Origin of the sequence: Enterobacter sp. MGH 33 (assembly GCF_000534535.1) — a bacterium.
Classification (GTDB): Bacteria; Pseudomonadota; Gammaproteobacteria; order Enterobacterales; family Enterobacteriaceae; genus Enterobacter; species Enterobacter hormaechei_C.
The window spans coordinates 4,545,562-4,567,265 of sequence record NZ_KI973212.1; the positions used below are offsets into that span (position 1 = coordinate 4,545,562).

General features: G+C 57.3%; 14 protein-coding genes. 9 read left to right on the forward strand and 5 right to left on the reverse strand.

Annotated elements, in window-relative coordinates:
- Positions 1–65: 65 nt before the first annotated feature.
- The 4 genes from holC (at position 66) to L379_RS02885 (ending at position 5,094) form a co-directional block, all read left to right on the forward strand.
- The gene (gene holC, locus L379_RS02900; protein WP_032655244.1) at positions 66–509 is read left to right on the forward strand and encodes a DNA polymerase III subunit chi; all 444 of its coding nucleotides are present in this window, start codon (positions 66–68) and stop codon (positions 507–509) included.
- Entirely contained in the window at positions 509–3,364 is a 2,856-nt protein-coding gene (locus tag L379_RS02895) for a valine--tRNA ligase (RefSeq protein ID WP_017382726.1), read from the forward strand. The genes holC and L379_RS02895 overlap by 1 nt, the downstream gene beginning before the upstream one ends.
- Before the next feature lie 123 nt (positions 3,365–3,487).
- Positions 3,488–3,991 (forward strand): GNAT family N-acetyltransferase, encoded by a 504-nt coding sequence (locus L379_RS02890; RefSeq protein WP_017693907.1) that lies wholly within the window; start codon positions 3,488–3,490, stop codon positions 3,989–3,991.
- Between the two features lie 83 nt (positions 3,992–4,074).
- Positions 4,075–5,094, forward strand: coding sequence for an NADPH-dependent aldehyde reductase Ahr (locus L379_RS02885; RefSeq protein ID WP_017382725.1), 1,020 nt, complete (start codon positions 4,075–4,077; stop codon positions 5,092–5,094).
- Positions 5,095–5,186: 92 nt separating this feature from the next.
- Here L379_RS02885 and L379_RS02880 read toward each other — a convergent pair whose 3' ends face one another.
- On the reverse strand, positions 5,187–6,833 hold the full coding sequence (locus tag L379_RS02880) for a dihydroxyacetone kinase subunit DhaK (RefSeq protein ID WP_032655246.1): 1,647 nt from the start codon (positions 6,831–6,833) through the stop codon (positions 5,187–5,189).
- A 137-nt stretch (positions 6,834–6,970) separates the two neighbouring features.
- Here L379_RS02880 and L379_RS02875 point away from each other — a divergent pair, with 137 nt between their 5' ends.
- A complete protein-coding gene (locus L379_RS02875) occupies positions 6,971–8,473 on the forward strand; it encodes a helicase HerA-like C-terminal domain-containing protein (protein WP_032655249.1) in 1,503 nt (500 codons plus the stop codon).
- Here L379_RS02875 and L379_RS02870 read toward each other — a convergent pair.
- A complete protein-coding gene (locus L379_RS02870; protein WP_096159700.1) occupies positions 8,453–9,394 on the reverse strand; it encodes a tRNA modification radical SAM protein MnmL/YtqA in 942 nt (313 codons plus the stop codon). The genes L379_RS02875 and L379_RS02870 overlap by 21 nt on opposite strands.
- A gap of 687 nt (positions 9,395–10,081) precedes the next feature.
- Between L379_RS02870 and gltB the strand changes: the two genes are divergently transcribed.
- From gltB to L379_RS02850, 4 genes are all read left to right on the forward strand, one after another.
- Complete coding sequence (gene gltB, locus L379_RS02865) at positions 10,082–14,542, forward strand: glutamate synthase large subunit (protein WP_017382722.1); 4,461 nt, start codon at positions 10,082–10,084, stop codon at positions 14,540–14,542.
- Between the two features lie 9 nt (positions 14,543–14,551).
- The gene (gene gltD / locus L379_RS02860) at positions 14,552–15,970 is read left to right on the forward strand and encodes a glutamate synthase subunit GltD (RefSeq protein WP_017382721.1); all 1,419 of its coding nucleotides are present in this window, start codon (positions 14,552–14,554) and stop codon (positions 15,968–15,970) included.
- Between the two features lie 187 nt (positions 15,971–16,157).
- Positions 16,158–17,408, forward strand: coding sequence for a cytosine permease (gene codB, locus L379_RS02855; RefSeq protein WP_017693905.1), 1,251 nt, complete (start codon positions 16,158–16,160; stop codon positions 17,406–17,408).
- Positions 17,398–18,690 (forward strand): cytosine deaminase, encoded by a 1,293-nt coding sequence (locus L379_RS02850; protein WP_032655255.1) that lies wholly within the window; start codon positions 17,398–17,400, stop codon positions 18,688–18,690. Before codB ends, L379_RS02850 begins: the two co-directional genes overlap by 11 nt.
- Positions 18,691–18,779: 89 nt before the next feature.
- Here the strand turns inward: L379_RS02850 and nanQ are convergent, their stop codons facing one another.
- The 3 genes from nanQ to L379_RS02835 form a co-directional block, all read right to left on the reverse strand.
- A complete protein-coding gene (nanQ, locus tag L379_RS02845) occupies positions 18,780–19,247 on the reverse strand; it encodes an N-acetylneuraminate anomerase (RefSeq protein ID WP_032655733.1) in 468 nt (155 codons plus the stop codon).
- Positions 19,247–20,119, reverse strand: coding sequence for an N-acetylmannosamine kinase (locus L379_RS02840; RefSeq protein WP_015571999.1), 873 nt, complete (start codon positions 20,117–20,119; stop codon positions 19,247–19,249). Before L379_RS02840 ends, nanQ begins: the two co-directional genes overlap by 1 nt.
- 88 nt (positions 20,120–20,207) lie before the next feature.
- The gene (locus tag L379_RS02835; protein WP_032655258.1) at positions 20,208–21,698 is read right to left on the reverse strand and encodes an MFS transporter; all 1,491 of its coding nucleotides are present in this window, start codon (positions 21,696–21,698) and stop codon (positions 20,208–20,210) included.
- Positions 21,699–21,704 lie beyond the last annotated feature (6 nt).

Genomic DNA, 21,704 nt, shown 5'->3' on the forward strand with positions numbered 1-21,704 from the left:
CGTAGGCCGGGTAAGCGAAGCGCCACCCGGCTTTGCATTTAAATCCACGACAAGAAGCCCCATATATGAAGAATGCAACGTTCTACCTTCTGGACAATGACACCCATCAGGATGGCCTCAGCGCCGTTGAACAGCTGGTGTGTGAAATTGCCGCAGAACGTTGGTGCGCAGGTAAACGCGTCCTGATTGCCTGTGAAGATGAGCAGCAGGCGATTCGCCTGGATGAAGCGCTATGGGCGCGCCCGCCGGAGAGTTTTGTTCCGCATAACCTGTCGGGCGAAGGTCCACGCGGCGGGGCACCGGTGGAGATTGCCTGGCCGCAAAAACGCAACAGCAGCGCGCGCGACATTCTCATTAGCCTGCGGACAGACTTTGCAGATTTTGCCACCGCTTTCACAGAAGTGGTAGACTTTGTCCCTTACGAAGAATCCTTGAAACAACTGGCGCGCGAACGCTACAAAGCGTACCGCCTGGCCGGTTTTAACCTGAATACGGCAACCTGGAAATAATGGAAAAGACATATAACCCACGCGATATCGAACAGCCGCTTTACGAGCACTGGGAACAGCAGGGCTATTTCAAGCCTAACGGCGACGAAAGCAAAGAGTCCTTCTGCATCATGATCCCGCCGCCGAACGTCACCGGCAGTTTGCATATGGGGCATGCTTTCCAGCAGACCATCATGGATACCATGATCCGCTACCAGCGCATGCAGGGCAAAAATACCCTGTGGCAGGCGGGGACTGACCACGCGGGTATCGCAACCCAGATGGTGGTTGAGCGTAAAATTGCCGCTGAAGAGGGTAAAACCCGCCACGACTACGGTCGCGACGCGTTCATCGACAAAATCTGGCAGTGGAAGGCAGAATCCGGCGGCACCATTACCCGTCAGATGCGCCGTCTCGGCAACTCCGTGGACTGGGAACGCGAGCGCTTCACCATGGATGAAGGCCTGTCCAACGCCGTGAAAGAAGTCTTCGTGCGCCTGTATAAAGAAGACCTGATTTACCGCGGCAAGCGCCTGGTCAACTGGGACCCGAAACTGCGCACCGCCATCTCTGACCTGGAAGTGGAAAACCGCGAGTCTAAAGGCTCCATGTGGCACATCCGCTATCCGCTGGCCGACGGCGCAAAAACCGCCGACGGTAAAGATTACCTGGTGGTGGCGACCACCCGTCCGGAAACCCTGCTGGGCGATACCGGCGTGGCCGTTAACCCGGAAGATCCGCGTTATAAAGATCTGATCGGCAAATTCGTGGTGCTGCCGCTGGTGAACCGCCGTATTCCGATTGTGGGCGACGAACACGCCGACATGGAAAAAGGCACCGGCTGCGTGAAAATCACCCCGGCGCATGACTTCAACGACTATGAAGTCGGTCGTCGTCATCAACTTCCGATGATCAACATTCTGACCTTCGACGGCGATATCCGCGAAAGCGCAGAAGTGTATGACACCAAAGGCAACGAATCCGACGTTTATTCCAGCGACATCCCGGCTGAGTTCCAGAAGCTGGAGCGCTTTGCCGCGCGTAAAGCCATCGTAGCCGCCGTTGACGCACTCGGCCTGCTGGAAGAGATTAAACCTCACGATCTGACCGTGCCGTACGGCGACCGTGGCGGCGTGGTTATCGAGCCAATGCTGACCGACCAGTGGTACGTGCGTGCCGACGTGCTGGCGAAACCGGCTGTGGAAGCGGTTGAGAACGGCAGCATTCAGTTCGTGCCGAAGCAGTACGAAAACATGTACTTCTCCTGGATGCGCGATATTCAGGACTGGTGTATTTCCCGTCAGCTGTGGTGGGGTCACCGTATCCCGGCATGGTACGACAACGAAGGCAATGTCTACGTTGGCCGCACCGAAGAGGAAGTGCGTCAGGAAAACAACCTGGGCGCTGACGTTGCCCTGCGCCAGGACGAAGACGTGCTGGATACCTGGTTCTCCTCCGCGCTGTGGACCTTCTCTACCCTCGGCTGGCCGGAAAACACCGACGCGCTGCGTCAGTTCCACCCAACCAGCGTGATGGTCTCCGGCTTCGACATCATCTTCTTCTGGATTGCCCGCATGATCATGATGACCATGCACTTCATCAAAGACGAAGACGGCAAGCCGCAGGTTCCATTCCATACCGTCTACATGACCGGCCTGATCCGCGACGACGAAGGCCAGAAGATGTCCAAATCCAAGGGTAACGTTATCGACCCGCTGGACATGGTCGATGGTATCTCTCTGGAAGAGCTGCTGGAAAAACGTACCGGCAACATGATGCAGCCGCAGCTGGCGGAGAAAATCCGCAAGCGTACCGAGAAGCAGTTCCCGAACGGGATCGAATCTCACGGTACCGACGCCCTGCGCTTCACCCTGGCGGCGCTGGCCTCCACCGGTCGTGACATCAACTGGGATATGAAGCGTCTGGAAGGTTACCGTAACTTCTGTAACAAGCTGTGGAACGCCAGCCGCTTCGTGCTGATGAACACCGAAGATCAGGATTGCGGCTTTAACGGCGGCGAAATGACCCTGTCTCTGGCAGACCGCTGGATCCTGGCGGAATTTAACCAGACGGTGAAAGCATTCCGCGACGCGCTGGACAGCTATCGCTTCGACATCGCGGCAGGCATCCTGTACGAATTCACCTGGAACCAGTTCTGCGACTGGTACCTGGAGCTGGCGAAGCCGGTCATGAACGGCGGTTCTGAAGCGGAACTGCGCGGCACGCGTAATACGCTGATTACCGTTCTGGAAGGTCTTCTGCGCCTTGCGCACCCGATCATTCCATTCATCACCGAAACCATCTGGCAGCGCGTGAAGGTGATTGCCGGTATTAATGCCGATACCATCATGCTCCAGCCCTTCCCGGCATTCGACGCCGCGAAAGTGGATGAAGCCGCGTCTGCGGATACCGAGTGGCTGAAGCAGGCGATCGTTGCGGTACGTAACATCCGCGCGGAAATGAACATCGCGCCGGGTAAACCACTGGAGCTGCTGCTGCGCGGTTGCAGCGAAGCTGCCGTTCGTCGCGTCACCGAGAACAACACCTTCCTGAAAACCATGGCGCGTCTGGAAAGCATCACCGTGCTGCCTGCCGATGACAAAGGTCCGGTTTCCGTGACCAAAATCATCGACGGCGCGGAGCTGCTGATCCCGATGGCGGGTCTGATCGACAAAGATGCGGAGCTGGCGCGTCTGGCGAAAGAAGTGGCGAAAGTCGACGTGGAAATTGGCAAAATCGAAAGCAAACTGGCGAACGAGGGCTTTGTGGCCCGCGCGCCGGAAGCGGTCATCGCCAAAGAGCGTGAGCGTCTGGTTGCCTTCGCCGATGCGAAGACCAAACTGATCGAGCAGCAGGCGGTTATTGCGGCGCTGTAATGCTTTTACCCCTTACGCTTCAGGGCGTAAGGGGTATCCTTCCTGAAAACTCCTCGCTTGCACTCCCCTTTCTGCGGTGCTATTAACAGCAGTTGTGTGTCAATTTTTGTCATGAGTAATGCTATGAGCGTGATTACCCCCGTCGCGACGACAATGCGTCGGATCACTGAGCAGGACAACCCGGCTATCGCCGCCGTTATCCGCACGGTTTCTGCCGAATATGGCCTGACCGCCGACAAAGGCTACACCGTGGCCGACCCAAATCTGGACGAACTTTTTCAGCTGTACAGCCAGCCGGGCCATGCCTACTGGGTCATCGAGCAGGACGGCCAGGTCGTGGGCGGCGGCGGCATTGCCCCACTGCTTTGCAGCGAGCCGGATATCTGTGAACTCCAGAAAATGTATTTCCTGCCAACGATACGCGGACAAGGCCTGGCGAAAAAGCTGGCGCTGGTCGCCCTGGAACATGCACGCTCACAGGGCTTTAAACGTTGCTACCTTGAAACCACCGCTTTCCTTAAAGAGGCCATTGGCCTGTATGAACATCTCGGCTTTGAGCATATTGATGCGCCACTGGGCTGCACGGGCCACGTGGACTGCGAAGTCAGGATGCTGAAAAATCTGTAAGTTTTGTTCCTGCCGTCTTCTGTTAAGCGTCTGTAAACTGAATGCTCTACACTCACAATTCACACCAAAACAGGGGAAATGCGATGTCGAAGATAAAAAGCTACGCCGCACCGCAGGCGGGTGCAGAACTTGAGCTGTACGAGTACGATGCGGGCGAACTAAAAGCGGAAGACGTCGAAGTACAGGTTGATTACTGCGGGATCTGCCACTCAGATCTCTCGATGATCGACAATGAATGGGGCTTCTCCAGCTATCCGCTGGTGGCCGGGCACGAAGTCATTGGCCGCGTCGTGGCGCTCGGCAGCGCCGCGCAGGACAAAGGGCTGAAAGTGGGCCAGCGCGTGGGTATCGGCTGGACGGCACGCAGCTGCGGCCACTGCGACGCCTGTATCAGCGGCAATCAGATCAACTGCCTTGAGGGCGCAACGCCGACCATCCTGAACAAGGGCGGTTTCGCCGATAAGCTGCGCGCCGACTGGCAATGGGTTATCCCGCTGCCGGACAGCATTGATATCGAATCCGCAGGTCCGCTGCTGTGTGGCGGTATCACCGTCTTTAAACCGCTGCTGATGCATCACGTCACCGCCACCAGCCGCGTGGGCGTGATCGGGATTGGCGGTCTGGGCCATATCGCCATCAAGCTGCTGCACGCGATGGGCTGTGAAGTGACGGCGTTCAGCTCTAACCCGGCGAAAGAGCAGGAAGTGCTGGCGATGGGTGCGGATAAAGTGGTGAACAGTCGCGATCCCCAGGCGCTCACCGCTCTGGCAGGCCAGTTTGACCTGATCATCAACACCGTCAACGTCGATCTCGACTGGCAGCCGTACTTTGAAGCCCTGGCCTACGGCGGTAACTTCCACACCGTGGGTGCGGTGATGAAGCCGCTGCCGGTTCCGGCGTTTACCCTGATCGGCGGGGATCGCAGCGTGTCAGGCTCCGCGACCGGTACACCGTACGAGCTGCGCAAGCTGATGAAGTTTGCCGGACGCACAAAAGTGGCACCGACCACCGAACTGTATCCGATGTCAAAAATCAACGAAGCGATCCAGCACGTGCGCGACGGCAAAGCCCGCTACCGCGTGGTGTTGAAAGCGGATTTCTGATGTGAGATTGCCGGGGAATGTGCGGCCTGATGCCCTCACCCCAACCCTCTCCCACAGGGAGAGGGCGCAAACACTAAAAACGGTAACGGTTGTTACCGTTTTGCATCTACCATGGTCTTAAACACTTCCGCCACCGCGACCGCCCCCGGATCCATCACCCCGTCCAGATTCTCTTTATTCACGTACGACGAACGCCCCGCGCCGGCTTTCGCCATTTTCGCCGTTGCTTCAGCCCCTTGCTGCGCGGCCTGCGCTGCCGCCTGAATATTGCCTTTCTGTAACGCCTCCAGCGCCGGTTGCAGGGCATCGATCAGCGTACGATCGCCGAGATCTGCACCGCCATACTGCTTCATCTGCGCCAGTCCGCTCAGCAATGCTTCAGGTAGCGGCTGTCCATCGTGAAGCTTTTGTCCTGCCGCAGTGAAGAAGATTGACATCAACACCCCACTCGATCCGCCCATCACCGTTGCCAGCCGCTCGCCAACCAGCAGGAGGAATGTCGGCACGTCGTTAAGGGGCAGGTTGTTCTCCTCAAGTCGCTGCGCAATATCCCGCGCCCCTTGCGCAAAGGTGGAGCCCGTATCGCCATCGCCTACTTTGGCATCCAGCGCGTTAAGGCGATTTTCCAGCTGGATCAATGTTTTCGTTACCGAGGCGACGGCCTCGCTCACCTGCGGATTGTCCGACGGGGTATATTCCACGCGATCATGAAGGGCGCTGTGGGGGACGGTACGCAGGGGCGCGAACGCGACGGGCTTCTGCCAGCCCAGCGTCTCGACCTCGGCGTGAATCGCCTTCTCGAAGAAATCGTTGAGCTTTAACAGCGTTAGCGAAAAGCCTTTCATATCCAGCGCACTCACCAGCGGCGCCGGGCCAATCAGATACGCAATGTTCTCTTTCAACGCCGAATGCGCCAGCTCTTTGGTGAGCAGAGCCATCTCCAGCGCTGACACGCCGCCGAGGTTGTTGATCAGCACCGCAAAGCGCCCGTCACCCGCCTGGGCTTTTAGCGGCGTCACCAGCGTATCGATAATCGCCCTGCTGTTCTGCGTATCCACCACCGATGCCCCCGGCTCGCCGTGAATCCCCAGCCCCAGCTCCACGTGGCCTTGCCTGATGCGTCCTTCTTCATCATCGCTACCCGGCAGGTTACAGGTTTGCATCGCAACCCCCAGGCTCCAGAGGTTATCGCAGGCCTGTTGCGCAATATCCCGCACGTCGTTCAGCGATTTCCCCTGTTCTGCCGCATATCCCGCAATCTTATGCACCAGCGCCGTTCCCGCGATACCACGCGGCTGCTTGTTATCCGGTAGGGCGATATCATCCGCCACGATAACCATCTCGACCTTCAGGCCGTAGCGTTTGGCTTTTTCCGCCGCCAGGCCAAAGTTAAGCCGGTCACCGGTGTAGTTTTTCACAATCAGCAGGCAGCCACGATCGCCCGTCACCGCCACAATGGCATTGAGGACCGCATCCACGCTTGGGGAAGCGAACAGATCGCCACATACCGCTGCGGTAAGCATGCCTTTACCGACGAACCCGGCATGTGCCGGTTCATGGCCGGAGCCGCCACCGGAGATCACCGCCACGCGGCTTTTATCCCAGTCGCCGCGAGCCACCACGCGGATGGCCGGATCGATATCCAGTTTGACGAGATTACCGTGCGGCGCGGAGAGAAGTATGCCTTCAATGGCATCGTTGACAAGCTGTTTGCGGTCGTTAAAAAAGAATCTGGACATAGTTTCCCAAAATTTTGTTTACCGTATGCAAAAGCATAGTCCGCACTGGATAATGCGCCGCAAAGTGAGGAATTTACGCAGACATTTTGCCGTCAGGTTGCCTATACTCCACCCAGGACTACGAGAGGACGTGCATCATGAGTACACCATTGTTAATCGCCAGGACGCTGGAAAAAGAGCTGTTTTTACTGCCCGCGATGGCGAACCGTCATGGCCTGATCACCGGCGCGACCGGGACGGGAAAAACCGTCACCCTGCAAAAGCTGGCTGAGTCGCTGTCAGAGACTGGCGTGCCGGTTTTTATGGCTGACGTGAAGGGCGATTTAACCGGGGTGGCTCAGGAAGGCGCAGCGTCAGAAAAACTCCTCGAGCGCCTGAAAAATATCGGCATCACGGACTGGACGCCGCACGGCAATCCGGTGGTGGTCTGGGATATCTTCGGCGAAAAAGGGCATCCGGTGCGTGCCACCGTCTCTGATCTCGGCCCGCTGCTGCTGGCGCGTCTGCTTAACCTCAACGACGTGCAGTCCGGGGTGCTGAACATTATCTTCCGTATCGCCGACGATCAGGGGCTACTGCTGCTCGACTTCAAAGATCTGCGCGCCATCACCCAGTACATTGGCGATAACGCCAAATCCTTCCAGAACCAGTACGGCAATATCAGCAGCGCCTCGGTGGGCGCCATTCAGCGCGGGCTCCTGACGCTGGAGCAACAGGGTGCCGAACACTTCTTCGGCGAGCCAATGCTGGATATCAAAGACTGGATGCGTACCGACAGCAGCGGCAAAGGCATCATCAACATTCTGAGCGCAGAGAAGCTCTACCAGATGCCGAAGCTTTACGCCGCCAGCCTGCTGTGGATGCTCTCTGAACTGTACGAACAACTGCCGGAAGCAGGCGATCTGGAAAAACCCAAACTGGTGTTCTTCTTTGACGAAGCGCACCTGTTGTTTAACGACGCGCCGCAGGTGCTGCTGGATAAAATTGAACAGGTTATCCGCCTGATCCGCTCCAAAGGTGTCGGGGTCTGGTTTGTGTCGCAAAACCCGTCGGATATTCCGGACAACGTACTGGGGCAGCTGGGTAACCGCGTGCAGCACGCCCTGCGCGCCTTTACGCCGAAAGATCAGAAAGCGGTGAAAGCCGCGGCGCAAACCATGCGTGCCAATCCGGCCTTTGATACCGAAACCGCCATTCAGGCGCTGGGTACCGGTGAAGCGCTGATTTCGTTCCTCGATGCAAAAGGCAGCCCGACAGTTGTCGAGCGTGCGATGGTGATTGCGCCCTGCTCGCGCATGGGGCCGGTAACGGACGATGAACGCAACGCCCTGATTAATCACTCCCCGGTGTACGGGAAGTATGAAGACGAGGTGGATCGCGAATCCGCGTTCGAGATGCTGCAAAAAGGGGTGCAGGCGACTGCCGAATCGCAGGATGCCCCTGCCGCAAAAGGGCAATCTGTTGCCGTGGACGACGGCATTCTCGGCGGGCTGAAAGATATTCTGTTCGGCAGCACCGGGCCACGCGGCGGCAAACGCGATGGCGTGGTTCAGACCATGGCAAAAAGTGCGACGCGTCAGATTACCAACCAGATAGTACGCGGCATGCTGGGAAGTCTGCTAGGCGGCCGTCGCCGGTAGCGGGGGAACCCACGGGCGGCCAAGCGCCGACCCCTGTACGCCGTTCTCCAGTAGATAGCGGTCGATTTCCAGCATCCCCATCCAGCGGTTCTCACACCAGAGCGGTGCCAGAAGCGTTGGGCGGCGGGCGCTGGCCGAGATGCGGTGGTAAACAATCTCCGGAGGCGTGTGGCGAATCATCTCCCCCGCCGTCACCGTATAGTCGTCGAGTTCGATACCACTTAACCGCCCCGCTTCCCAGGCTTTCGCCATTATGCTGCCCTTCACGATATGCAGCGGATGCAGCTTAATGCCATCCACGCCGGTCTCGACGACTTTTTCCAGCGTTTCCAGCCCGTGCTGCTGCCCTTCTCCTGGCAAGCCGACAATCAGATGCGAGCAGACTTTTAATCCACGCTCACGGGCGAGACGCGTGGTGCGCTGGTAGCAGGCGAAATCATGCCCGCGATTGATACGGTGCAGGGTTTTGTCATGCGCGGTCTGCAAGCCCAGCTCCAGCCAGATCTCGTAGCCCTTCTCTTTGTACTCACTAAGTAAATCCAGCACGGCCTCCGGCACGCAGTCCGGACGCGTCCCCACGCACAGCCCGACAATGTTCGCTTGAGCAACCGCCTGCTGATACATCGAGCGCAGCACCTGCACCTCAGCCCACGTGCTGGTGTAGGCCTGGAAATAGGCCAGATACTGCTTCGCGCGATTCACCAGACTCGCCTGATGGGCTAGCTGTTCAGCGATAGATTTATGCTGCTGGGCCTCGTCAGCAAACGAGGCCACGTTACAGAAAGTGCAGCCACCACGCCCGATGGTGCCATCGCGATTCGGGCAGCTAAAGCCGCCGTGCAGCGTCAGTTTGTGAACCTTTTGCCCATAGCGCTGCAAAAGATCCCCACCAAACATATTGACTAATTTCTGTAACTGCATAATCTGATAGACCGTCCCGAAGAAAGGGGACAAGCCTGCCATTTTTAGCCTCTGTCGGCGATGACCTGGATCAATCGCCCTGGACGGCCTTTATCTGTTTGAATAAATAATCACGATTACCGAGATTTCATTCACCCTGTACGTAATTACTTTTCCTTATGTTCTGATGGTTTTTTTCATTTATAGCGCCAGGACTGAAAAACAGTGATTTTATGCGGGTTTGAATGCAACACCAGATTAATATTCTGCTATAAATCTGCATTTCAGCACGCTGCATCGATAATACCGCTTTCATATAGTGAGTCAGATCACACTCCCCTGCACCTCCCCGGTGCTTTAAGTGGTTGTAAAAATAGTTAAATACATATTAAAAACAAAAAGATAACTACGCTTTAGCACATTTTTGTATAAATAAGATTGCCATTTGACCTGTGTACCAATTCCCGATAAGTTGGAAATCCGCTGGAAGCTTTCTGGATGAGCGGCCTGCTCATCATATTTATGCAGTAATTGAGATTCCCTCTGAAGCAAGTCCTCAAACTTGTTTACCTGCGCGAAAGGATGAAAAAGAGGGCGAATGCGAGGTCCGCGTATGAAACGCTAACCCCGTCGCCATGCTCTTTCTGCGCCTGTGCGCCACGGTAAAGTTCAGTGGGAAGCCCGACGAGCCTGGGGAGGTTCACTGATATGTTGTACGATAAATCCCTTGAGAAGGATAACTGTGGTTTCGGCCTGATCGCCCACATAGAAGGCGAACCTAGCCACAAGGTAGTGCGTACTGCTATTCACGCACTGGCCCGTATGCAGCACCGTGGCGCCATCCTTGCCGATGGTAAAACCGGCGACGGTTGCGGCCTGCTGCTGCAAAAACCGGATCGTTTCTTCCGTATCGTAGCGGAAGAGCGCGGCTGGCGTTTAGCCAAAAACTACGCTGTCGGTATGCTGTTCCTGAATCAGGATCCTGAAAAAGCTGCCGCCTCACGCCGCATCGTTGAAGAAGAACTTCAGCGTGAAACCCTGTCGATCGTCGGCTGGCGCGATGTGCCAACCAACGAAGGGGTGCTCGGTGAAATCGCCCTCTCCTCGCTGCCTCGTATTGAACAGATTTTTGTCAACGCGCCTGCGGGCTGGCGTCCGCGTGATATGGAACGCCGTCTGTTTATCGCCCGCCGCCGCATTGAAAAACGTCTTCAGGACGATAAAGAGTTCTACGTCTGTAGCCTCTCTAACCTGGTGAACATCTATAAAGGTCTGTGTATGCCGGCTGACCTGCCGCGCTTCTACCTGGACCTGGCGGATCTGCGTCTGGAATCGGCCATTTGCCTGTTCCACCAGCGCTTCTCCACCAACACCGTTCCACGCTGGCCGCTGGCGCAGCCGTTCCGCTACCTGGCGCATAACGGCGAGATCAACACCATCACCGGCAACCGCCAGTGGGCCCGCGCCCGTACCTATAAATTCCAGACGCCGCTGATCCCGGACCTGCACGATGCCGCGCCGTTCGTGAACGAAACCGGCTCGGACTCCAGCTCCATGGATAACATGCTGGAACTGCTGCTGGCGGGCGGGATGGACATCGTGCGCGCCATGCGTCTGCTCGTGCCACCGGCCTGGCAGAACAACCCGGATATGGACCCTGAGCTGCGCGCGTTCTTCGACTTTAACTCCATGCACATGGAGCCGTGGGACGGCCCGGCGGGCATCGTTATGTCCGACGGTCGTTTTGCCGCCTGTAACCTGGACCGTAATGGTCTGCGTCCGGCGCGCTACGTTATTACCAAAGACAAGCTCATCACCTGTGCCTCTGAAGTCGGGATCTGGGATTACCAGCCAGACGAAGTGGTCGAGAAAGGCCGCGTCGGACCGGGCGAGCTGATGGTGATCGACACCCGCGGTGGGCGTATTCTGCATTCCGCCGAAACCGACAACGATCTGAAGAGCCGCCATCCGTACAAAGAGTGGATGGAGAAAAACGTGCGTCGTCTGGTGCCGTTTGAAGATCTGTCGGACGAAGAAGTGGGCAGCCGCGAGCTGGACGATGACACCCTCGCGAGCTTCCAGAAGCAGTTTAACTACAGCGCGGAAGAGCTGGACTCGGTTATCCGCGTGCTCGGTGAAAACGGCCAGGAAGCGGTCGGCTCAATGGGTGACGATACCCCGTTTGCCGTGCTCTCCAGCCAGCCACGCATTATTTATGACTACTTCCGTCAGCAGTTTGCGCAGGTCACTAACCCGCCAATCGATCCGCTGCGCGAAGCCCACGTCATGTCGCTGGCCACCAGCATCGGCCGTGAGATGAACGTCTTCTGTGAAGCTGAAGGCCAGGCGCACCGTCTGACCTTTAAATCACCGATCCTGCTGTACTCCGATTTCAAACAGCTCACCACCATGACCGAGGAGCACTATCGCGCCGACACGCTCGATATCACCTTCGACGTGACCGAAACGAGCCTCGAAGAGACGGTGAACGCGCTGTGCGATAAAGCCGAGCAGATGGTGCGTAACGGCACCGTTCTGCTGGTGCTGTCTGACCGCAACATCGCGAAAAACCGTCTGCCGGTGCCTGCACCCATGGCGGTGGGGGCTATCCAGACGCGTCTGGTGGACAAGAGCCTGCGCTGCGACGCCAACATCATCGTTGAAACCGCGAGCGCGCGCGACCCGCACCACTTTGCGGTGCTGTTAGGCTTTGGCGCCACGGCAATCTACCCGTATCTGGCCTACGAAACGCTGGCCCGCCTGGTAGATACCCGCGCGATCGACAAAGACTACCGCGCCGTGATGCTGAACTACCGTAACGGCATCAACAAAGGTCTGTACAAAATCATGTCCAAAATGGGCATCTCGACCATCGCCTCTTACCGCTGCTCGAAGCTGTTTGAAGCAGTCGGCCTGCATGACGACGTCGCCAACCTCTGCTTCCAGGGCGTGATCAGCCGTATCGGCGGCGCCGGTTTTGCTGACTTCCAGCAGGATCTGGTGAACCTGTCGAAACGCGCCTGGCTGGCACGTAAGCCGCTGGAACAGGGCGGCCTGCTGAAATATGTCCACGGGGGTGAGTATCACGCTTATAACCCGGACGTGGTGCGCACGCTGCAACAGGCAGTGCAGAGCGGCGAGTACAGCGATTATCAGCAGTATGCAGAGCTGGTGAACAACCGTCCGGCAGCGACGCTGCGCGATCTCATTGCCCTCAATCCGGGTGATGAAGCGGTCAGCATTGACGAGGTTGAACCCGCGTCTGAGCTGTTCAAACGTTTCGACACCGCGGCGATGTCTATCGGCGCGCTGAGCCCGGAAGCGCACGAAGCGCTGGCGGAAGCCATGAACAGCATCGGCGGCAACTCCAACTCCGGGGAAGGCGGTGAAGATCCGGCCCGCTACGGCACCAATAAAGTGTCCCGTATTAAGCAGGTGGCGTCTGGTCGCTTTGGCGTAACGCCTGCGTACCTGGTTAACGCCGACGTGATTCAGATTAAAGTCGCGCAGGGTGCGAAACCGGGTGAAGGCGGTCAGCTGCCGGGTGATAAAGTCACCCCATACATCGCTAAGCTTCGCTATTCAGTGCCGGGCGTGACGCTGATCTCCCCGCCGCCGCACCACGATATCTACTCTATCGAGGATCTGGCGCAGCTGATTTTCGACCTGAAACAGGTCAACCCGAAAGCGATGATCTCCGTGAAGCTGGTTTCCGAACCGGGTGTTGGCACTATCGCCACCGGCGTGGCGAAAGCCTATGCGGATCTAATCACTATCGCCGGTTACGACGGCGGCACCGGCGCAAGCCCGCTCTCCTCCGTGAAATACGCGGGTTGTCCGTGGGAGCTTGGCCTGGTGGAAACCCAGCAGGCGCTGGTCGCTAACGGCCTGCGTCACAAGATCCGTTTGCAGGTGGACGGCGGGCTGAAAACCGGCCTCGACATCATCAAAGCGGCGATTCTGGGAGCGGAAAGCTTCGGCTTTGGTACCGGCCCAATGGTTGCGCTCGGCTGTAAATACCTGCGTATTTGCCACCTGAACAACTGTGCAACGGGCGTGGCTACCCAGGACGAAAAGCTGCGTAAGAATCACTACCACGGCCTGCCGTTCAAAGTGACCAACTACTTTGACTTCATCGCCCGTGAAACCCGCGAGCTGATGGCGCAGCTGGGCGTGAAGCGTCTGGTAGACCTGATTGGCCGTACCGACCTGCTGAAAGAGCTTGAGGGCTTCACGGCCAAGCAGCAGAAGCTGGAGCTGTCTAAGCTGCTGGAAACCGCTCAGCCGCATCCTGGCAAAGCGGTTTACTGTACCGAGAACAACCCGCCGTTCGACAACGGCGTGCTGAACGCACAGCTGCTGCAACAGGCGAAGCCGTATGTGGATGAGAAGCAGAGCAAAACGTTCTGGTTTGATATCCGCAACACCGACCGTTCCGTGGGTGCGTCCCTCTCCGGTTACATCGCGCAAACGCACGGTGACCAGGGTCTGGCGTCGGATCCGATTACCGCGCACTTCAGCGGTACCGCGGGTCAGAGCTTCGGCGTGTGGAACGCAGGCGGAGTTGAGTTATACCTGACCGGCGATGCCAACGACTACGTCGGAAAAGGCATGGCGGGCGGTCTGCTGGCGGTGCGTCCTCCGGTTGGTTCAGCCTTCCGCAGCCATGAAGCGAGCATCATCGGCAATACCTGTCTGTACGGCGCAACCGGCGGTCGTCTGTTTGCCGCGGGCCGTGCGGGCGAACGTTTTGCGGTGCGTAACTCCGGCGCCATCACCGTGGTGGAAGGCATCGGCGATAACGGCTGTGAATACATGACGGGCGGAATTGTGTGCGTCCTGGGTAAAACCGGCGTGAACTTTGGCGCGGGCATGACGGGCGGTTTTGCCTACGTCCTGGATGAAGACGGTGAGTTCCGCAAACGCGTGAACCCGGAGCTAGTGGAAGTGCTGGACGTTGATACGCTGGCCATCCACGAAGAACACCTGCGCGGTTTAATTACCGAACACGTGCAGCATACCGGTTCTTCGCGCGGCGAAGAGATCCTGGCCAACTGGCCGGCGTTCTCTGCGAAATTCGCGCTGGTGAAGCCGAAGTCCAGCGATGTTAAAGCCCTGTTGGGTCACCGTAGTCGTAGCGCAGCAGAGCTGCGCGTGCAGGCGCAGTAAGGAATTCAGATGAGCCAGAACGTTTACCAGTTTATCGACCTTCAGCGTGTTGATCCGCCAAAGAAACCGCTGAAGATCCGTAAAATTGAATTTGTTGAAATCTATGAGCCGTTTTCAGAAGGCCAGGCCAAAGCACAGGCAGACCGCTGCCTGTCCTGCGGTAACCCTTACTGCGAATGGAAGTGTCCGGTCCATAACTACATCCCGAACTGGCTGAAGCTGGCCAACGAAGGGCGTATTTTTGAAGCCGCCGAGCTGTCTCATCAGACCAACACCCTGCCGGAAGTGTGCGGCCGCGTGTGCCCTCAGGATCGTCTGTGTGAAGGCTCCTGTACGCTGAACGACGAGTTTGGCGCGGTAACCATCGGCAACATCGAACGCTATATCAACGATAAAGCGTTCGAGATGGGCTGGCGCCCGGATATGACCGGTGTGCGTCAAACCGACAAGCGCGTAGCGATTATCGGCGCGGGCCCGGCAGGCCTGGCCTGTGCGGACGTGCTGACCCGTAACGGCGTGAAGGCGGTGGTCTTTGATCGCCACCCGGAGATTGGCGGCCTGCTGACCTTCGGTATCCCGGCCTTCAAGCTGGAGAAAGAGGTGATGACCCGCCGCCGCGAAATCTTCACCGGCATGGGCATTGAGTTCAAACTCAACACCGAAGTGGGCCGCGACGTGCAGCTCGACGACCTGCTGAAAGATTACGACGCCGTGTTCCTTGGCGTAGGCACTTATCAGTCCATGCGCGGTGGTCTGGAGAACGAAGATGCGCCAGGCGTGTACGACGCGCTGCCGTTCCTGATTGCGAATACCAAACAGCTAATGGGCTACGGCGAGACCGCCGATGAGCCGTTCGTCAGCATGGAAGGCAAACGCGTGGTGGTGCTGGGCGGCGGTGATACCGCGATGGACTGCGTGCGTACCTCCATTCGCCAGAATGCGGCGCATGTCATCTGTGCCTACCGTCGTGACGAAGAGAACATGCCGGGCTCTAAGCGCGAAGTGAAAAACGCACGTGAAGAGGGCGTCGAGTTCCAGTTCAACATCCAGCCTCTGGGTATTGAAGTGAATGCCAACGGTAAAGTGAGCGGCGTGAAGATGGCGCGCACGGAGATGGGTGCGCCAGATGCGAAAGGCCGTCGTCGCGCGGAGATCGTGGCCGGTTCTGAACACGTGATCCCGGCTGACGCCGTGGTGATGGCGTTTGGTTTTCGTCCTCACAGCATGGAGTGGCTGGCGAAGCACAGCGTAGAGCTGGACTCTCAGGGCCGCATCATTGCGCCAGAAGGCAGCGATAACGCGTTCCAGACCAGCAACCCGAAAATCTTCGCCGGTGGCGACATCGTTCGCGGCTCTGACCTGGTGGTCACGGCGATTGCCGAAGGCCGTAAAGCGGCTGACGGGATCATGAACTTCCTGGAAGTGTAAGCCCCTCTGACTCCCCGGCAGAAGCATAAAGCGGAACGCTGGGGAGCCTGTTTTCAGTAGCCTACCCTTAAGTTAATGGTGCCTTTTTAAGCAAAAAAGCAGCGTAAATCCCGACGTAAACGTTTGCTTTCGTGAAAAAAATGTATATTATGCGGCGGATTTTTTGGCCAAAATTCAAGGAGGCGTTGTGTCGCAAGATAACAATTATAGCCAGGGCCCCGTCCCTCTGGCGGCGCGGAAAGGCGTGGTTCCACTCACTTTTGTGATGTTAGGGTTAACGTTTTTTTCCGCCAGTATGTGGACCGGAGGCACGCTCGGTACCGGTCTTTCCTATAATGATTTCTTCCTCGCAGTTCTCTTCGGCAATCTCCTCCTCGGTATTTACACTGCTTTTCTTGGCTACATTGGCGCAAAAACCGGCCTCTCAACCCATCTTCTTGCGCGTTACTCGTTCGGTATAAAAGGTTCCTGGCTTCCCTCCATGCTTTTAGGCGGTACGCAGGTAGGGTGGTTTGGCGTCGGCGTAGCGATGTTTGCCATCCCGGTGAGTAAAGCCACGGGCATCGACGTGAACATCCTGATTGCAGTTTCCGGCCTGTTGATGACGTTAACCATTTTTTTTGGCATCTCGGCACTGACGATTTTATCCATCATCGCCGTACCCGCTATCGTCATCCTGGGTAGCTACTCCGTCTGGCTGGCGGTGGACGGCGTGGGAGGATTGGACCACCTCAAATCCATTGTGCCGCAGACGCCGCTCAACTTTTCCAGCGCGCTGGCGCTGGTCGTAGGCTCGTTTATCAGCGCAGGCACGCTGACCGCCGACTTCGTCCGCTTTGGCCGCAATGCCAAAGGTGCCGTTCTGGTGGCGATGGTGGCATTTTTCCTTGGCAACTCGCTGATGTTTATCTTCGGTGCGGCAGGCGCTGCCGCCGTAGGACAGGCCGATATTTCTGACGTGATGATCGCCCAGGGACTGCTGCTGCCGGCCATTGTCGTTCTTGGCCTGAATATCTGGACCACCAATGACAACGCGTTGTACGCCTCTGGTTTGGGTTTCGCCAATATTACTGGCCTTTCCAGCCGTACGCTGTCGGTGGTTAATGGCATTATCGGTACGCTGTGCGCGCTGTGGCTATACAACAACTTCGTTGGCTGGCTGACCTTTTTGTCGGCAGCGATTCCGCCGGTTGGCGGGGTGATTATCGCCGACTACCTGATTAATCGCCGCCGCTATGCCAGCTTCGACCACGCAAAATTTGTGTCCGTTAACTGGATTGCCATTTTCTCGGTTGCCCTGGGTGTTGCTGCCGGGCACTACATTCCGGGAATTGTCCCCGTTAACGCAGTATTGGGTGGCGTCTTCAGCTATTTGGTGTTAAACCCATTCGCCAAACGTACCCTTGCTAATCCTTCGGAGGTTTCCCATGCAGAATAATTCCCTCACTATCCGTCAGGCCCGTTTGCAGGGGCAAGAGGGTTTATGGCAAATCACGATTGAGGACGGACGCTTCAGCCGTATCGATCCTCAGGAAATCGCCTCTGCGCCAGTCGGTCAGGTGCTGGACGCCGAATGCGGGCTGGTTATCCCTCCTTTCATCGAGCCGCATATCCATCTGGATACAACGCAAACGGCGGGTGAACCGAACTGGAACCAGTCCGGCACGCTTTTCGAGGGAATCGAGCGCTGGGCCGAACGCAAGGCGATGCTTACCCACGAAGACGTTAAAACTCGCGCGATGCAGACCCTGAAGTGGCAAATCGCCAACGGCATTCAGTACGTACGTACACACGTTGACGTCTCGGACCCCACCCTTACGGCACTGAAAGCCATGCTGGAGGTGAAGCAGGAAGTCGCCCCGTGGGTCGATATGCAAATTGTGGCATTCCCGCAGGAAGGCATTCTTTCTTATCCGAACGGTGAAGAACTGCTTGAGGAAGCCGTGCGTTTAGGGGCGGATGTCATCGGCGCAATCCCCCACTTTGAATTTACGCGTGAATATGGCGTTGAGTCGCTGCATAAAACGTTTTCCCTGGCCAGAAAGTACGACCGACTGATCGATGTCCACTGTGATGAAATTGATGATGAACAATCGCGCTTCGTTGAAACCGTTGCCGCACTGGCACATCGTGACGGAATGGGTTCACGCGTGACCGCCAGCCATACCACGGCGATGCACTCCTATAATGGCGCGTATACGTCCCGACTGTTCCGCCTGTTAAAAATGTCAGGCATTAACTTCGTGGCAAACCCGCTGGTTAACACGCATTTGCAGGGCCGTTTCGATACCTATCCCAAACGCCGAGGCATCACACGCGTCAAAGAAATGCTGGAAGCGGAGATCAACGTCTGCTTTGGTCATGACGACGTTTTCGATCCGTGGTATCCGCTGGGAACCGCGAATATGCTTCAGGTTCTGCATATGGGGCTGCACGTTTGCCAACTGATGGGTTACGGGCAAATAAATGATGGGCTTAACCTGATCACTACCCACAGCGCGAAAACGCTCGATTTGCAGGACTATGGCGTGCGCGTTGGGAATACAGCAAACCTGGTGATTCTCCCGGCAGAGAATGGGTTTGATGCAGTTCGTCGCCAGACGCCGGCACGATACTCTGTTCGCCACGGCAAGGTGATTGCCGAGACGGTGCCCAGCCAGACAACCTTGCACCTGACGCAGCCGGAAGCGGTGACGTTTAAGCGCCAGAATATCGAATAACATTGCCGGATGGCGGCTGCGCCTTATCCGGCCTGCAAATTACGTTATGCCCGCAGGCCTGATAAGCGAAGCGCCATCAGGCCTATAAACTACGTATCCAGCAAGCGGGCGCGTACCTTCACCACGACTTTCTTTATCTCGCCTGGCTCAAGGATTGCGCATCCTGGCTTATGTGGCTCTCCCGGCATAAATACGGCGCACATCCCCGGCCGGAGGGTGACACACTGTTCACCTGCAATCTCACTGCACAACTGATAATCTTCTTCAGGATGAAAATCTTCACGCTGGCGTGCCGAGCCCGTCACGCCAAAGAGGATGCGCTCTTCTCCCGTCAATAACACCTGGATATCAATATATTGCTCATGCAGTTCCGCTTTCTTCTGGTCTGGAAACTGCGTGGCAAACGTCATCACGTTCATGAAGATATCCTCACCGCGAAGCTCATAACGTCCTGCCGCTTTTTCCAGCGGACGGGCAGTCAGCGCGAGGGTTAGCGCCTCCAGAAGAACGGGATGCAACCCCGTGGAGGGAAGCGTCCGAATCTCACCAAAAAACATCATCTTTCTCCCTGAGCTAACAGCGCCGCGCCCAGTAAGCCCGCATCGTGTCGATAGTGCGCGGCGGTTAATTCAACGTGATAAACAGAAGGATGCTCCTCAAGATACGCGCGGACCCGCGCCAGATACCCTCCTGCCAGCCCGATGCTGCCGCCAATCACCACGCGCTGGCAGTCCATCACCGCTTTCGTGTCGGCAATAAGCCGCGCCAGTACCTGTGCAGAACGTTGGACCAGTTCCGCCGCCTGTTTATTTCCCTCTGCCGCGCGCGCAAAAATCGTTTTTGCATCGCATCCTGCAAGCTCTCCCCTGGCTGCGGCGGCAATACCGCGACCAGACGCGATGGCTTCCACGCACCCCACGCGACCACAGCCGCATTGCGGGCCGTTTGGATCGGCGAGCGTATGCCCAAGATGCCCTGCCAGTCCGCCGCTTCCGGTCACGAGTTTCCCGTTACTGACTACGCCGCCCCCCACGCCCGTTGAAACAGTCAGGAATACCATGTCTTTAATTTCCTTCGCACTAACGTGATATTCCGCCCATGCCGCAGCCTGAGCATCATTGATCGCCAGGGTCGGCAAACCAGCAATGTCTTCGAGCGTCTGCACCAGCGGAAAATGGTGCAATCCTCCGAGATTTTGCGGGTTAATCGCCAGCAGATTGCCGTCCTGAATGATTCCGGTTGAGGCAATGGCCGCACGCGTTGCCTGGGTCTGTAACGGCTTGACCAGCTCAGCCAGCGCCTCACGCAGTGCGTCAGGCGTCTTACTGGCGGGCGTAGGGCATTCGCGTCGCGCGTGGATCTGTAAACCGTCATCCACCAGGGCGGCGGCAAGTTTAGTTCCACCTATGTCTATCGCCAGTGTCGTCATAGCACCGCCCCGCTCGGAAATGTTTTTATCCCGTTGTGACATACTTCATCCCTTACGAATGTGCCCGGTACAGGTCCGGGCAAGCGGATTAACTTTTGCTTTTCGCTAAAGCGCTTTTATCGCCGCCAAACGGGACGGCTCCGCTGAAAGGTTTACCGTCAATAGCGTCATGCGTACGCAGGGCTTCTGGCCTGATCCAGCGCTGAACGCGGGAGGGCATATCCAGACCAATAAGCAAGATCACCACAAACGTCAGGCCAAAAGAGAGCGATCCCAGGGCCGTGCCCAGCGCCATATCCTGCGACAGCAGCGCGCCAATCACCGGGGCAATCGCGCCGCCCAACGCGCCAACGTTGTAGGTAAAGCCCAGACCCGCCGCACGCTGGTCGGTATCGAAATAGCCGCCGATGAGTTTGGGTAAGATCCCGGAGATCCCCTGCCCCAGCATCTGCTGGAAAAAGAGTAACAAGCCCAACACCCAGACATTGGCGCCGCCGATCGCAAAGACGGGAACAATCAGGAGCTGTGAGGCCAACAGGCTACAGACATAGGCCTTGCGGGTGCCAAGCCAGTCACCGAGAAAACCACCCACGCAGCAGCCTACTGCCGCGCCGAAGCCGCTAAAGAACAGCACCTTCGCCACCGTTGAGGGATCATAGGCCAGGTCGGTTTTCAGATAAGTGGGTAATAGCGCCTGAATCGGCCAGGAGTAGAGAAAGGCGAAGAGCACGACAACCATCAACGTGACGCCCGTCGGCCAGCGTTTACCGCTGCTTTGCACCATAAAGCTGATAAAGACGATGGCGCACAGCAGGCCGAGAATAACGACCAGCCCCGCGTTGTTGAGTTCGCCTGCAAAACAGAACCACAGCGCCGTACCGGCAAACAGCGTCATCGCCATATTGATGATGCGGTATTTGCCGCGATACAGAATATCAACCATGGTGCGCACCGGGGCTTTGCCTTCGTGCTTCGCTTTCCAGTCCTCAGCTTCCGGAATATTTTTCCGCAGCCACAGGGCAAAGACGATGGGCAGAATGCCGATAAAGAACAGCGCCCGCCAGCCCCAGACGGGCACGACAAGGCTGTAGACCTGGGCCGCAACCACGGCGCCGACGGAGAAACCGGAAATCAGAAAACCACTCGCCTTGTTGCGCAGGTGCTTTGGCCAGCTTTCAATCACATAGGTTGCGCTGGAGCCATATTCCCCCGCCATCCCCATGCCTATCACCATGCGGGCGATAAACAGGGTGACGTAACCCGGCGCAAAACCGCAGGCCAGCGTACCGCAGGAAAAGAGCACGATGCTGGTGATCATCGCCAGCTTGCGGCCATAGCGGTCGCCCATGGCGCCCAGCAGCAGGCCGCCGAACCAGCGCGATATAAAGGCCGCCGAAATCAGGCTCGCCGCTTCCACTGTCGTCAGGGCAAACTCGCTTTTTATTTCTGTCAGGACTAAGGCTATCAATACAAAATCGAAGCCATCAAGCAGATATCCCAGCCAGGCGGCGGAGAAGGCGCGCCACTGAGGACGGGTAAGATGGCGGTACCACGGGATGCTTTGGGTAGACTTACTCATTTCACT

Bases quoted from the DNA above. Each gene is read 5' to 3' on its own strand.
- L379_RS02870 (WP_096159700.1), bottom strand. From the start codon at position 9,394: ATGCAGTTACAGAAATTAGTCAATATGTTTGGTGGGGATCTTTTGCAG.
- L379_RS02835 (WP_032655258.1), bottom strand. From the start codon at position 21,698: ATGAGTAAGTCTACCCAAAGCATCCCGTGGTACCGCCATCTTACCCGT.
- holC (WP_032655244.1), top strand. From the start codon at position 66: ATGAAGAATGCAACGTTCTACCTTCTGGACAATGACACCCATCAGGAT.
- L379_RS02890 (WP_017693907.1), top strand. From the start codon at position 3,488: ATGAGCGTGATTACCCCCGTCGCGACGACAATGCGTCGGATCACTGAG.
- L379_RS02840 (WP_015571999.1), bottom strand. From the start codon at position 20,119: ATGACGACACTGGCGATAGACATAGGTGGAACTAAACTTGCCGCCGCC.
- L379_RS02885 (WP_017382725.1), top strand. From the start codon at position 4,075: ATGTCGAAGATAAAAAGCTACGCCGCACCGCAGGCGGGTGCAGAACTT.
- nanQ (WP_032655733.1), bottom strand. From the start codon at position 19,247: ATGTTTTTTGGTGAGATTCGGACGCTTCCCTCCACGGGGTTGCATCCC.
- gltB (WP_017382722.1), top strand. From the start codon at position 10,082: ATGTTGTACGATAAATCCCTTGAGAAGGATAACTGTGGTTTCGGCCTG.
- L379_RS02875 (WP_032655249.1), top strand. From the start codon at position 6,971: ATGAGTACACCATTGTTAATCGCCAGGACGCTGGAAAAAGAGCTGTTT.
- L379_RS02880 (WP_032655246.1), bottom strand. From the start codon at position 6,833: ATGTCCAGATTCTTTTTTAACGACCGCAAACAGCTTGTCAACGATGCC.
- L379_RS02850 (WP_032655255.1), top strand. From the start codon at position 17,398: ATGCAGAATAATTCCCTCACTATCCGTCAGGCCCGTTTGCAGGGGCAA.
- L379_RS02895 (WP_017382726.1), top strand. From the start codon at position 509: ATGGAAAAGACATATAACCCACGCGATATCGAACAGCCGCTTTACGAG.
- gltD (WP_017382721.1), top strand. From the start codon at position 14,552: ATGAGCCAGAACGTTTACCAGTTTATCGACCTTCAGCGTGTTGATCCG.